The sequence below is a fragment of the Bacteroides sp. ZJ-18 genome (assembly GCF_011038705.2).
Taxonomy (GTDB): Bacteria; Bacteroidota; Bacteroidia; order Bacteroidales; family Bacteroidaceae; genus Bacteroides; species Bacteroides hominis.
In genome coordinates, this window is record NZ_CP072198.1 from 160,794 (window position 1) to 175,266 (window position 14,473).

The 14,473-nt window shown below is 44.5% G+C and carries 5 protein-coding genes, 2 tRNA genes and 3 rRNA genes; 5 read left to right on the forward strand and 5 right to left on the reverse strand.

Going from position 1 to position 14,473, the window contains the following annotated elements:
* Window positions 1–12: 12 nt before the first annotated feature.
* The gene (locus tag G7Y45_RS00715; protein WP_005781629.1) at window positions 13–885 is read left to right on the forward strand and encodes an NAD kinase; all 873 of its coding nucleotides are present in this window, start codon (window positions 13–15) and stop codon (window positions 883–885) included.
* Between the two features lie 277 nt (window positions 886–1,162).
* Here G7Y45_RS00715 and rrf read toward each other — a convergent pair.
* The 5 genes from rrf to G7Y45_RS00740 form a co-directional block, all read right to left on the reverse strand.
* Window positions 1,163–1,273 (reverse strand): 5S ribosomal RNA (rrf, locus tag G7Y45_RS00720).
* A gap of 89 nt (window positions 1,274–1,362) precedes the next feature.
* Window positions 1,363–4,250, reverse strand: a 23S ribosomal RNA gene (locus G7Y45_RS00725).
* Between the two features lie 150 nt (window positions 4,251–4,400).
* A tRNA-Ala gene (locus tag G7Y45_RS00730) sits at window positions 4,401–4,477 on the reverse strand.
* A gap of 26 nt (window positions 4,478–4,503) precedes the next feature.
* Window positions 4,504–4,580, reverse strand: a tRNA-Ile gene (locus tag G7Y45_RS00735).
* A 155-nt stretch (window positions 4,581–4,735) separates the two neighbouring features.
* Window positions 4,736–6,264, reverse strand: a 16S ribosomal RNA gene (locus tag G7Y45_RS00740).
* The 16S, 23S and 5S rRNA genes sit together here with 2 tRNA genes alongside, the layout of an rRNA operon.
* Window positions 6,265–7,874: 1,610 nt before the next feature.
* Here G7Y45_RS00740 and G7Y45_RS00745 point away from each other — a divergent pair.
* The 4 genes from G7Y45_RS00745 (at window position 7,875) to G7Y45_RS00760 (ending at window position 14,469) form a co-directional block, all read left to right on the forward strand.
* Window positions 7,875–8,996: an ISAs1-like element ISBf9 family transposase gene (locus G7Y45_RS00745; protein ID WP_209377340.1), complete on the forward strand. Its 1,122-nt coding sequence runs from the start codon at window positions 7,875–7,877 to the stop codon at window positions 8,994–8,996.
* 239 nt (window positions 8,997–9,235) lie between these two features.
* The gene (locus G7Y45_RS00750) at window positions 9,236–9,802 is read left to right on the forward strand and encodes an RNA polymerase sigma-70 factor (protein WP_005782513.1); all 567 of its coding nucleotides are present in this window, start codon (window positions 9,236–9,238) and stop codon (window positions 9,800–9,802) included.
* Window positions 9,803–9,875: 73 nt separating this feature from the next.
* Window positions 9,876–10,844 carry a FecR family protein gene (locus tag G7Y45_RS00755; protein WP_165017119.1) on the forward strand — a complete coding sequence of 323 codons (969 nt, stop codon included), beginning with the start codon at window positions 9,876–9,878 and terminating at the stop codon, window positions 10,842–10,844.
* Between the two features lie 184 nt (window positions 10,845–11,028).
* On the forward strand, window positions 11,029–14,469 hold the full coding sequence (locus G7Y45_RS00760; protein WP_165017116.1) for a TonB-dependent receptor: 3,441 nt from the start codon (window positions 11,029–11,031) through the stop codon (window positions 14,467–14,469).
* Window positions 14,470–14,473 lie beyond the last annotated feature (4 nt).

A 14,473-nucleotide genomic window follows, 5' to 3' on the forward strand; every position in this document is an offset into this window, starting at 1 on the left:
ACTTTTATCAACATGAAATTTGCCATTTTCGGAAATACATACCAAGCCAAGAAGTCTTCACATGCTGCTACTTTGTTCAATTTGCTCGAAAAACATGGAGCAGAAATCTGTGTATGCAGAGAATTTCATCGTTTCCTGAAATCCGACTTAAAACTGAACGTCAAGGCGGATAATTTGTTCGATGAAGACTATTTTGATGCAGACATGGTGATCAGTATCGGCGGAGATGGTACTTTTCTAAAAGCGGCACGACGGGTAGGTAACAAAGGAATCCCTATTTTGGGTATCAATACCGGACGATTAGGATTCTTAGCAGATGTATCCCCGGAAGAAATGGAAGAAACGATTGAAGAAATCTACCAGAACCATTATACAGTTGAAGAACGGAGTGTACTCCAATTGCTTTGTGACGACAAACATTTGCAAGATTCACCTTATGCGCTCAATGAAATAGCCGTATTAAAACGGGACAGTTCATCCATGATCAGTATCCGTACTGCTATTAACGGAGCACACCTCACGACTTACCAGGCTGACGGGCTCATTATCGCCACTCCAACAGGTTCCACTGCATATTCATTAAGCGTAGGTGGTCCTATCATTGTTCCCCATTCCAAAACCATCGCAATTACTCCGGTTGCTCCACACAGTTTAAACGTAAGGCCTATAGTGATCTGTGATGACTGGGAAATCACTTTAGATGTAGAAAGTCGTAGCCACAATTTCCTGGTTGCAATTGACGGCAGTAGCGAAACCTGTAAGGAAACAACCCGCCTCACAATCCGGAGAGCTGACTATAGCATTAAAGTAGTAAAACGCTTTAATCACATCTTTTTCGACACTCTTCGCACTAAAATGATGTGGGGAGCTGACAGCAGAGTATAATATTTCATTTATCACTAATAACAGGGAGGCTTTTCTCATAGCCTCCTTGACTTTCGCCATTAGGGTTCTGTCCCACACAGCTTCTTTTAACCAGAAACATTCCGAATAAAGCTGATAAAATGATTGACAGGGGATGTTGTTTATCCGGAAGAGTAAAGTTCTTTATTTATAAACGAGTGCATCAGTTCGGTTGTTATCCTCCCTCCTTCTTTTCCTACGTCTATAAACAAGTCATCCCCTCGTGTCTTCTGACCCAAGGGGATGAACTCTCTGAAAAAAACGGCGACTACCTACTCTCCCACTGTTACGCAGTACCATCGGCGTGATCAGGCTTAACTTCTCTGTTCGGAATGGGAAGAGGTGGAACCCTGATGCTATAGTCACCTGAATAAGGTAGACATAATGTACAAAAGTAAACTTAGCTGTCTATCAAACCGATAGTAAAGCTAAACGGATATATAAACCATAAAAGACAATAAAAGAAAGTCATCGGGCAATTAGTAACGCTCGGCTGTGATGTTACCACCTGTACACCTGCGTCCTATCAACGTTGTAGTCTACAACGACCCTAAAAGAAATCTAATCTTGTGGCTGGCTTCGTACTTAGATGCTTTCAGCACTTATCCAATCCCGACTTAGATACCCGGCAATGCACCTGGCGGCACAACCGGTAAACCAGAGGTCAGTCCAACACGGTCCTCTCGTACTAGTGTCAGAGCCACGCAAATTTCATGCGCCCACGATAGATAGAGACCGAACTGTCTCACGACGTTCTGAACCCAGCTCGCGTGCCACTTTAATGGGCGAACAGCCCAACCCTTGGGACCTTCTCCAGCCCCAGGATGTGACGAGCCGACATCGAGGTGCCAAACCCCTCCGTCGATATGAGCTCTTGGGAGGGATCAGCCTGTTATCCCCGGAGTACCTTTTATCCTTTGAGCGATGTCCCTTCCATACGGAAACACCGGATCACTATGCTCTAGTTTCCTACCTGATCGACTTGTGAGTCTCCCAGTCAAGCGCCCTTATGCCATTACACTCTGCCGCCGGTTACCAATCGGCGTGAGGGCACCTTTAGAAGCCTCCGTTACACTTTTGGAGGCGACCACCCCAGTCAAACTACCCACCAAACAGTGTCCTCGCAACTGCGAGTTAGAACTCAAATAATCAAAGGGCCGTATTTCAACAGCGACTCCACAAATACTGGCGTACCTGCTTCAAAGTCTCCGGCCTATCCTACACATCAATTACCCAAATTCAATGTTAAGCTATAGTAAAGGTTCACGGGGTCTTTTCGTCCCATCGCGGGTAATCGGCATCTTCACCGATACTACAATTTCACTGAGCTCACGGTTGAGACAGTGTCCAGATCATTACACCATTCGTGCAGGTCGGAACTTACCCGACAAGGAATTTCGCTACCTTAGGACCGTTATAGTTACGGCCGCCGTTTACTGGGGCTTCAATTCAATGCTTCTCTTGCGATGACATCTCCTCTTAACCTTCCAGCACCGGGCAGGTGTCAGGCTGTATACGTGATCTTTCAATTTTGCACAGCCCTGTGTTTTTGTTAAACAGTTGCCTGGACCTATTCTCTGCGCCCTCCCGTCACCGGGTAGGGACCCTTTATCCCGAAGTTACAGGGTCAATTTGCCTAGTTCCTTAACCGTGATTCACTCAAGCGCCTGAGTATATTCAACCCGACTACGTGTGTCCGTTTGCGGTACGGGTACCATTAAGATTAAGTTTAGCGGATTTTCTTGGGAGTATGTTTACACGCACTATTACCGTTTTCCGAGGAAATTGGTATACTATCAGGTTCGACTCTTATCCCGGATTTGCCTGGGACAATCAACATCTACACCCTTTAACGGACTATTCCGTCAGTCCGCGGCGTTGTCACTCCTCCGTCTCCACGTCACTCTTAATGCTAGTACAGGAATATTAACCTGTTCTGCCATCGGCATCACCGTTCGGCTGAGCCTTAGGACCCGACTAACCCTGATCCGATTAGCGTTGATCAGGAAACCTTAGTCTTGCGGCGAGGGGGTTTCTCACCCCCTTTATCGTTACTTATACCTACATTTGCTTTTCCACACGCTCCAGTAAAGCTCACGCTTCGCCTTCAACGCAGAGTGGAATGCTCCCCTACCGATACTTACGTATCCCATAGCTTCGGTAAAACACTTAATGCCCGATTATTATCCACGCCAAACTCCTCGACTAGTGAGCTGTTACGCACTCTTTAAATGAATGGCTGCTTCCAAGCCAACATCCTAGCTGTCTTAGCAATCTGACTTCGTTAGTTCAACTTAGTGTTTATTTGGGGACCTTAGCTGATGGTCTGGATTCTTCTCCTTTAGGACATGGACCTTAGCACCCATGCCCTCACTCCTGAGATCGAACTAATGCGCATTCGGAGTTTATCAAGACTTGATAGGCGGTGAAGCCCTCGCATCTTATCAGTCGCTCTACCTCACATTAGTAATTCTCAAGGCTGCACCTAAATGCATTTCGGGGAGTACGAGCTATCTCCAAGTTTGATTAGCCTTTCACCCCCACCCTCAGGTCATCCGGAAGCTTTTCAACGCTTATCGGTTCGGTCCTCCAGTTAGTGTTACCTAACCTTCAACCTGCCCAAGGGTAGATCACTTGGTTTCGCGTCTACTCCTTCCGACTATCCGCCCTGTTCAGACTCGCTTTCGCTTCGGATCCACATCTCAAGATGCTTAACCTTGCCGGAAAAAGTAACTCGTAGGTTCATTATGCAAAAGGCACGCCGTCACAGCATAAGCTGCTCCGACCGCTTGTAGGCGCATGGTTTCAGGGACTATTTCACTCTTCTATTCGAAGTGCTTTTCACCTTTCCTTCACAGTACTGGTTCGCTATCGGTCTCTCGGGAGTATTTAGCCTTACCGGATGGTCCCGGCTGGTTCACGCAGAATTCCTCGTGCTCCGCGCTACTCAGGATACCACTACGCTTCAGTTACCTTAGAATACCGGGCTATCACCGTCTATGGCGCGACTTTCCAGTCGCTTCTTCTCAATAACTTTCTTGCGAGAGCGTGGTCCTACAACCCCACACATGCCGTAACATGGGTGGTTTGGGCTATTCCCCGTTCGCTCGCCACTACTAGGGGAATCATTATTTATTTTCTTTTCCTGCAGGTACTAAGATGTTTCAGTTCCCTGCGTTAGCCTCCAACTTGGTTGGATGACATTCCTTCAGAATGCCGGGTTGTCCCATTCGGAAATCTTCGGATCAAAGGTTATTTGCACCTACCCGAAGCTTATCGCAGCTTATCACGTCCTTCATCGCCTCCGAGAGCCAAGGCATCCGCCATGCGCCCTTATTTACTTTCTTTTATCGCCAGGGTCATCTCCTTTTCTTAAAAAGGATCTGAACCAAATGGTTCGATATATACTTTTAGCTCTTACTAAATTTACTTTTTTTTGTACATCATGTCAAAGATCGTATGATAACATTCGGCAACTTGTGTTGCCAGAGTATCAATGGTGGAGAATAACGGATTCGAACCGTTGACCCTCTGCGTGCAAGGCAGATGCTCTAGCCAGCTGAGCTAATCCCCCAATCATACAAGATATCAATCTCGTCTTGGTAGTCCCAGGCAGAGTTGAACTGCCGACCTCTACATTATCAGTGTAGCGCTCTAACCAACTGAGCTATAGGACTAGTTCAACCGTGTCCTGTCTTTAGACTCGGCTTCTGTTTTCTCTTGTTTATCTCTATCTATATTGCTATAGACGGTCGATCTATATTCTATAAATAAACAAGTACCAGTAGTACAATTTTAGAACCGATGAACGTCGTTTTCAACATCGCTCCAGAAAGGAGGTGTTCCAGCCGCACCTTCCGGTACGGCTACCTTGTTACGACTTAGCCCCAGTCACCAGTTTTACCCTAGGACGCTCCTTGCGGTTACGTACTTCAGGTACCCCCGGCTCCCATGGCTTGACGGGCGGTGTGTACAAGGCCCGGGAACGTATTCACCGCGCCGTGGCTGATGCGCGATTACTAGCGAATCCAGCTTCACGAAGTCGGGTTGCAGACTTCGATCCGAACTGAGAGAGGCTTTTGGGATTAGCATCCTGTCACCAGGTAGCTGCCTTCTGTACCCCCCATTGTAACACGTGTGTAGCCCCGGACGTAAGGGCCGTGCTGATTTGACGTCATCCCCACCTTCCTCACATCTTACGACGGCAGTCTCTCCAGAGTCCTCAGCATGACCTGTTAGTAACTGAAGATAAGGGTTGCGCTCGTTATGGCACTTAAGCCGACACCTCACGGCACGAGCTGACGACAACCATGCAGCACCTTCACAGCGGTGATTGCTCACTGACATGTTTCCACATCATTCCACTGCAATTTAAGCCCGGGTAAGGTTCCTCGCGTATCATCGAATTAAACCACATGTTCCTCCGCTTGTGCGGGCCCCCGTCAATTCCTTTGAGTTTCACCGTTGCCGGCGTACTCCCCAGGTGGAATACTTAATGCTTTCGCTTGGCCGCTTACTGTATATCGCAAACAGCGAGTATTCATCGTTTACTGTGTGGACTACCAGGGTATCTAATCCTGTTTGATACCCACACTTTCGAGCATCAGTGTCAGTTGCAGTCCAGTGAGCTGCCTTCGCAATCGGAGTTCTTCGTGATATCTAAGCATTTCACCGCTACACCACGAATTCCGCCCACCTCTACTGTACTCAAGACTGACAGTATCAACTGCAATTTTACGGTTGAGCCGCAAACTTTCACAACTGACTTACCAGTCCACCTACGCTCCCTTTAAACCCAATAAATCCGGATAACGCTCGGATCCTCCGTATTACCGCGGCTGCTGGCACGGAGTTAGCCGATCCTTATTCATATTATACATACAAAACAGTATACATACTGCACTTTATTCTAATATAAAAGAAGTTTACAACCCATAGGGCAGTCATCCTTCACGCTACTTGGCTGGTTCAGGCTCGCGCCCATTGACCAATATTCCTCACTGCTGCCTCCCGTAGGAGTTTGGACCGTGTCTCAGTTCCAATGTGGGGGACCTTCCTCTCAGAACCCCTATCCATCGAAGGCTTGGTGAGCCGTTACCTCACCAACAACCTAATGGAACGCATCCCCATCCTTTACCGGAATCCTTTAATAATCAAACCATGCGGAATAATTATCCCATCGGGTATTAATCTTTCTTTCGAAAGGCTATCCCCGAGTAAAGGGCAGGTTGGATACGTGTTACTCACCCGTGCGCCGGTCGCCAGCAAAGAAAGCAAGCTTTCTTCCTGATGCCCCTCGACTTGCATGTGTTAAGCCTGTAGCTAGCGTTCATCCTGAGCCAGGATCAAACTCTTCATTGTAAAAGTATTGTTATATATCCCGTAAGGGATAATATTAGCTCTGTTCAGGATGTCGAAAATTTATTGACGGTCATTTTTTCATATACCTATATAATAAGTATTGACGGTTCTAAATTTTACTTGTACTACTTGTATTGTTTATCAATTTTTCAAAGAACTCTTCTTTTCGATTGCGCTTCGTTTCAAAAGCGGGTGCAAAGGTAAAAGGTTTATTTTAAAACACCAAATGTTTCTGGAAGTTTTTTTTAAAATGTTCTCCCGTTCTCTGGCTCTCTTAGCGAAAGGGAAAGGCACCGGAATAAACGCCTTTTATCGCGAATCGGACTGCAAAGATAACGAATTTTAATATTAAACTCCAAAGAAAAAGGAGATTATTTTTGTTGTTCGTTAAGGCAATCAATACGCACTTGCAACATGTCAATTTCAATCGGCTCTCCCTCTCTTGGAAAGCGGGTGCAAAAGTACGCGATTTACCAATACAAGGCAAATATATAAGGAAGTTTTTTTCATAAAAATATAAATTTAGATGTAAAGGGCTGAAGGAGAGACCAGTTTTAAAGCATACTTTTAAAAGAGGGGGGAAGGGGAAGGTGAAGGGAACACATTATTATAATATATAGAAGGGGAATACTTGGAAAACAAGGAGGGGGGGATTCATTGGGGAGGGAGGGGAATCTCTGTGTTGGGAACGAACCGCCAGGCGGTTTCAAATTTCTCCGGGGGGGGATATGGGAAAGGGATTCTCAGGGGGCACCCGGATAAATGTGTAGCTGGGTCAGCAGTTAAATATCATTGATAATCAGAAGAGTATATTTACCTGAATTTTATTCTTGATGTAAAGCCATTTACCCGGGCATGTAAAAGCATTTACCTCAGCATGTAAAGCCATTTACCTCGGCATGTAAAAGCGTTTACCCCGGTTGGTAAATGGAACCCGCATTCAAGGTTACGGGGGTACGCGCGTAAAGGCAGCGTCAAGGCAACGTATGCTTCGGACAGATCATGCTTGAGGGAAAGCGCCGGCGGAAGGAAAAGCGGGAGGACAAGGTAAAGGACAGACACCGTCTATTCAGGAAGGCGGGAGAAAGGGAATAGCGGACAGGGAATGGGTCGGACGGGGGCAAAGAATATCCCAAGCGGCAAATAACAAAGGACTTCCGGAAAAAAGCAAAGCATTTTCAAACAAACAAGCGGGGATATGAAAATGCTTTTTAAAGGGAAAGCAGACAAGAAACGAAGAATATACTTCTGAATACGAGGGAATTAGGAAAGATTTTCAAGCGATGGCAAAGGGTGGAAGATGGAAGATGAAGGTGGAAGATAAACGGGCTGAAAACGCGATCTTCCACCGTATCAACTAAATGATAATCAGATAAAAAGATTGAAAAAGGTGGAAGATGGAAGATAGAAATGCATTTTGCGAATGAGAGGACGGAAAAGGCACTGTCCACAGGGCGGACGCTCAATAAGTATAACATCTTATTAGGGTTGTATTATTTCCTAAATATGTAGTCCCTTCCCTGTATTTTTCAATATTTCCTGCTCCTTTTGTCTGTGTGTAATATAATTCATTACATTTGTTTTTTACTATATTAAATCCATATCGCAATATGACCATTCAAGCATTTTCAGCTATTATTCCTGATGTAAGAGATGATAAGAATAAAATATATCAGTCTAACGAAATAGTGTTCATCGCCCTAGTCGCTGTTATCTGCGGTGCTGATACGTGGAACGAAATAGAAACATTCGGAAAAACACATGAATCATATTTCAAGGCTCGTCTTCCGGGCTTGGTTTCTATTCCTTCTCATGATACCTTGAGCCGTTTCTTCTCCATATTGGATATCGATTGGTTTGAAGAATGTTTCAGGTTGTGGGTTGATGACATCTGCCGTAGAATCCCCGGAGTGGTAGCTATTGATGGAAAAGCCATTTGTGATAATCCCGATAAAAGTAGTAACTCAAAAAATGGAGTGAGAAGTAAACTCTACATGGTCAGTGCCTGGTCTGTATCTAACGGTATTTGCCTTGGGCAAAGAAAAGTAGAAGAAAAATCGAATGAAATAAAAGCTATCCCCGAGCTGATAAAGACACTGGATCTTGAGAATTGTATCATAACCATTGATGCTATCGGCTGTCAGAAATCAATCACTAAACTAATAATAGAGAACAAGGCTGACTATATTTTATGTGCCAAAGATAATCACGAAGCACTCAGGGATATAATAGAGTTTAATCTTAGTGAGGAATCGAGATACTATTTATGTCACGCAAAAAGGTACTTTGAGGAAAACAAAGGGCATGGAAGAAGTGAATACAGAGAATGTGTATGCATAAGCGCTAAAAATCTTCAGTATTTTCTCAAAGGCTGGACGGGAATCAAGACATTGGCAATGATAAATTCTATTAGAAAAATGGGGGATAAAGAGGCTGTCATGGAAACAAGGTATTATATATCATCATTGGAACCTGACCCGATTATCATACTCAAATCGATTAGATCACACTGGGAGGTTGAAAATAACCTACATTGGGTACTTGATATAGGATTCAGAGAAGATGATGACAGGAAAACAGGAAATGCAGCTATCAACTTTTCTGCCATATCAAAGTTAGCACTCATGCTATTGAAACAGAGTGACATCAAACTGGGAATGGCAGGAAAGAGGAAAGCATGTGGATGGGATGAGAAAATAAGAGATAAAGTCATTGGTATTGAAAAAATATAGAAAATGATAAGATGTTATATTTATTGAGCGTCCGCCCTGCACTGTCCACGATTTTACCCCTATTCAACCGTATTCCAATAAAAAAGAGCATTTTCCGAAAAAACATATTAAAGAAAGATGCTTCACAATAAGCAAAATAAAAATTAAAACTACTCTCCTACATTGCAAACTATTTAGTTATATTTGCAATCTAAACATATCTTATACTATAGATAAAAGAAATAAGTCCGCTAAAAAGAATGCAGCCTAATCATCTACTGGAAACACAGAAAAGCTTTTCAGACATATATTCTATATATTATGTAAGAATGCTCCGCTTCTCACAAACCTATGTCATTGCAGAAGAGGATGCAGAAAACATAGTGCAGGATACCTTTCTTTATCTGTGGGAACATCTGGACCTACTGAAAGACATAGAACATCTGGATGCCTTTCTTTTCACACTGATCAAAAACAGATGTTTAAACTTTCTGAAACACCAGTCGTATATTCAGGCTAAAACCTGTTCACTGAAAGCAGACGAAGAGTTGGAATATCAACTGAACCTATATGCTTTGGAACAGTTCGACGAAGCTGTCTCCTCCATTCCGGAAGTAGAAAATCTATTAAGCCAGACAATGCAAAAGTTACCTGAACGTTGCAGAGAAATTTTTCTCCTCAGCCGGATAGAAGGATTAAAATATAAAGAGATAGCCGAGCGTCTGAACATATCCGTCAATACTGTTGAAAATCAAATATCTATCGCATTGCGTAAACTCAGATCAGAACTTAAAGACTATCTTCCCTTACTTGTTTTTATTATTTAGAAGATTTTTTTATATTTCCTTTGGTGGTAAATGCATCCCCGATTGTCTTTACTGTAAAACCACTCAAGGAACCATGAATGATGAACTAAAAAAATACTTCACAGGTGCCATGTCAGCCACCGAAAAAGCGGAATTTTTGAATAGACTCCGGAATAATCCGGAAGCTAAAAAAGAATTTGCACGCATGAAAGCTGTATGGGCCATCTCCGGACTCACATCACAGGAAGGAGACCGGGAAAAGACCGCAACAGGTATAGCTGAATTCGACAAACGACTGAAACGACGTTCTATACGCCGCTTCCGTATCGGGCTTCTAAAGTATGCAGCCGCAATCTGTCTGCTGGTCACCACTACCTGGTTTATTAGCAACAGATATGCACAGATCGGACAAAAAGACTTATATACAGAAATCAATGTCCCTAAAGGGCAGCGAGTCAACATGACTCTTCCGGACGGTACTTCCGTATGGCTAAGCCCTCAGAGTAAAATCAAAATCCCCAATGCATTCAACCGGAAGAGCCGTACGGTAGAGCTAAATGGCGAAGGGTATTTTGAGGTGACCAAAAATGCCAAAAAACCTTTTATCGTAAAAACGCAACGGTTCAACATACAAGTATTGGGTACCCGATTCAACGTATTCGCTTATGCCGGAAAAGAGAATAAGTTTGAGACCTGCCTCGTAGAAGGCCGTGTGTTGGTCTATAACAAAAACAACAGGAACGAGAAGGTATACCTCAATCCTCACGAGAAAGTATCGTTGGTAAACAACCGCATGATAGTGTCGACCTCTAACTTCGATAATGAAGAATACCTGAAAAGCGGCATCTTTAGTTTCCGTTCAAAACCCTTCGGAGAGATTCTGAATTACCTGACCCTGTGGTACAACGTACAGTTCAAATTCACCGGAGATGTGAAGCTGGATGAACGAATCTCCGGCAAAATCCGGCAAAGCGAGGATGTGGACAATATCCTGATAGCCCTGCAAGGAGTATACCACTTCAAATTCAAAAAAACAGATGACGAGCATTATGAGATTTATTAAATACCAATGTCTAACCTTTAAAAACAAATCAGCACTATGACTTAAATATTTTTCACCCCAACAATGGATAGTGTGACAAAAAAGGGTGAGCGCTACCAACACTCACCCCCGAAAGAGTCAATACTATCTTTTATCCATCTCGAAATAGACCTATAGTATTAATCTTTAAACGTACGACAAAGTTATGAAAAAAAACTTGTTGCAGAAATGGTATGTCCATCAACAACTTGAATTAACACATATTATACGAATTATGAAACTGTCCGTGTTCTTTATATTCGTTTTTCTCTTTCAGCTCCAGGCTGGTAACGTAAAATCGCAGGAGGCTCGTGTAACTCTCTCCAAGAGTAGTCTGACTTTCGGTGAGTTAATGCGTGAAATCGAGAAACAGACTAATTATCTGTTCATGTATCGTGATGCCGAAATTGACCTTTCACAGGAAGTCGAGGTAAAAAACACCCATGCCACTGTAACGGAAATCCTGAAAACGGCACTCAGAAACAAAAAACTGACGTATAAGTTCTCCAATAACTACATTTCTCTGTATGTAGACAAAGAAAAAGCGTCCGAAACGACAATCACCCAGCAAGAGCGCAGAATCAAAATCAAAGGTGTGGTGATCGATCAGATCGGTGACCCGATTATCGGAGCCAACATTTCGCTGAAAGGGCAACCGGGAACAGGAGATATTACAAACATTGAAGGAAACTTCACGCTGGAAGTGCCAGAGAAATCAGTATTAGTGATTTCATACATCGGCTACCTGACTCAGGAAATACCGGTGAATGGCAAATCGTCTTTCAATATCCAAATGAAAGAAGACACTAAAACCCTGGACGAAGTAGTGGTAGTAGGCTATGGCTCACAGAAAAAACAGACTGTGACTGCTTCAGCCTCTACGCTAAAGGTATCTTCGCTCAAGAATGTACCTACTGCCAATCTGGCCTCCTCACTCGGAGGACGTGTCAGCGGGGTGTTGATCCAGCAAACCGGCGGTGAAGCCGGATACGATGACCCGACCATCATTATCCGTGGTTCCAGCTCACCTACCTCCTCTTCTCCCTTGATTGTAGTGGATGGTATCATCGGACGCAGTATGGCTCAACTCGACCCCAGTGAAATTGAGAGCATGACGGTATTAAAGGACGCCTCTGCCGTAGCCCCTTACGGTGCACGCGGAGCAAACGGTGTAATCCTTATCACTACAAAGCGTGGTAAAAGTGGCAAAGCACAAGTAGACTATAACTTCAAAGTAGGTTTTGGTACCCCCACCCGTATGCCTGAGATTGCCAGTTCTTATGATCATGCACGCTTCATGAATGAGGCTTGGCGCAACAAAGAAATGGATTTGGGCGAAGACCCGGGTATGTATGGCATTTATAATGAAGAGGAGTTACAGAAGTTCAGAGATGGTTCCGACCCCTACGGTTATCCTAACACGGACTGGAACAAAGAGGTATTGCTCCCTCGCGCCTGGCAACAGATGCACAGCCTGACGGCAAGCGGCGGTTCTGATAAGGTGAAATATTTTGCAGGATTCGGCTATGTGAAACAGGATGCCCTCTATGGTGACACACGTACCAATGAATCGACCTCCGGTTTCAACCGATATAACGCACGTGTGAATATAGACGCCAACATTGTGGACAAATACCTGAATCTATCGGCAGATATGGCCTATCGCCAGGAAGACAGAAACAGTATTGCCGGCAGTACTTCCGATGTATTCAATAATATGCACCGTAACCCGCAGACAGATCCGGGACGCTTTCCGGACGGCAACTTAGGTAAAGTGTCACTGGGTGTCAACCCTATCGGTCTGGCTACCGAAGGAGGTTGGGTCAAAGATCGTAAAAGTGTATTAAACACACGCTTCATGTTGGATTTCAATGTCCCGGGACTCGAAGGCCTGAATCTGAAGGGTATTTTCTCCTACGACAAAATATTCAACAGCATCAAGAGATGGACCACTCCGGTAGACTTCTATGTGTGGAACAAAATTACAGGAGAATATGACGGACACTCACCGAACCGCGAAGGTGCGGAACTGAAACAAACGTACTCTACAAGTCAGGCCATAACGTTTGAGTTCCAGGCAGCCTATAATAAAACCATTGCGCAGGATCATCAATTGGGAGCATTATTTGTATTCTCACGTTCGGAAGGAGCCGACGAAAACTTCTGGGCCTCACGTACCAAATATCGTATTTATTCCATCCAGCAACTGTTTGCCGGACCAGACAAAGACAAGGATAATAGCGGCAGTGCTTCCGAAACCGGTAAGATCGGTTCGGTATTCCGTCTGACCTACAACTATAAAGAGAAATACATGCTGGAAGCGAACGGACGCCTCGATGGTTCGGAAAAATTCCCGAAAAACAAACGTTATGGCTTCTTCCCTTCTGTATCGGCTGCCTGGCGTATATCGGCAGAACCTTTTATGGAACCCTTCTCGAAAGTGCTTAGCAATCTGAAACTAAGAACTTCATGGGGACGTGCCGGCACAGACAACATCGGACAGTTCCAATATATGTCTGCTTATGGTACAGGCGGCGATGCCGTATTCGGCGGTCAGAATCCGGAAATCGCTCCGGGATATACTGAGACCCGTTTCCCGAATCCTAACATTACATGGGAAACTTCTGAAATGTTCAATATCGGTATAGATGCCTCGTTCTTCAACGGAAAACTCAATCTGGAAGCGGATTGGTTCTATAAAAAGACAAACGACATCCTGCGTGAACGTACAGATATGCCGGCTATCCTGGGATATAAATTACCGGCTGCCAATGTAGGTAAAGTAGACAACAGAGGTATCGACCTGAACATTACGCATCGCAATCATCTGCGCGATTTCAATTATTCCGTTGCAGGTAACCTGACCTGGGCCAGAAACAAAGTGATTGACCTGCTGGAACCTGCCGGAGAGAAAAACAACCCGAGACAGCGCAGTACCGGACACTCCATGAGTCAGTACTTCGGTTACGAAGCACTGGGACTGTTCCAATCTGACGAGGAAGCCAATAACTGGCCTCAACCGCAATTCGGCAAAGCCAAGGCAGGCGACATTAAATACAAAGACCAAAACGGAGATGGCATCATCGACGCAGAAGATAAAATAGCTATCGGACGCAGCAATTATCCGGAATTGGTATACGGACTAAACCTGAATGCCGAATGGAAAGGTTTTGATGTAACCTTCTTCTTCCAGGGGGCAGCGTTGGCAGACTTTTACTACAATGGTTACCTGGCCTTCCCATACATAGAGGGACGCGGAGGAGCTTTGCTTGAACATCACATCGGTAACACCTGGACACCAGAGAATCCGAAAGCGGAATTTCCACGCCTGTATTACGGAGGCAACGCCAATAACCAGTTGTTTTCTTCCTTCTGGATGCGTAATGGTTCATACCTCCGCCTGAAGAATGTAGAAATAGGTTACGACTTCAAGAAACTGCTACTGTCCAAGGTATCCGAAATTCAAGGATTGCGTCTTTACTTCAGCGGTTCTAACCTGCTGACCTGGTCGCAAATAAAATATTTCGACCCTGAGTTGCGCTCTACTGACGGAAGTGCTTATCCTCAAATGAAAACCTTTGTGTTTGGTGCTAACATTACATTCTAAACTT

Coding starts and splice junctions, on each gene's coding strand:
- G7Y45_RS00715 (WP_005781629.1), top strand. CDS start 13: ATGAAATTTGCCATTTTCGGAAATACATACCAAGCCAAGAAGTCTTCA.
- G7Y45_RS00755 (WP_165017119.1), top strand. CDS start 9,876: ATGAATGATGAACTAAAAAAATACTTCACAGGTGCCATGTCAGCCACC.
- G7Y45_RS00750 (WP_005782513.1), top strand. CDS start 9,236: ATGCAGCCTAATCATCTACTGGAAACACAGAAAAGCTTTTCAGACATA.
- G7Y45_RS00745 (WP_209377340.1), top strand. CDS start 7,875: ATGACCATTCAAGCATTTTCAGCTATTATTCCTGATGTAAGAGATGAT.
- G7Y45_RS00760 (WP_165017116.1), top strand. CDS start 11,029: ATGAAAAAAAACTTGTTGCAGAAATGGTATGTCCATCAACAACTTGAA.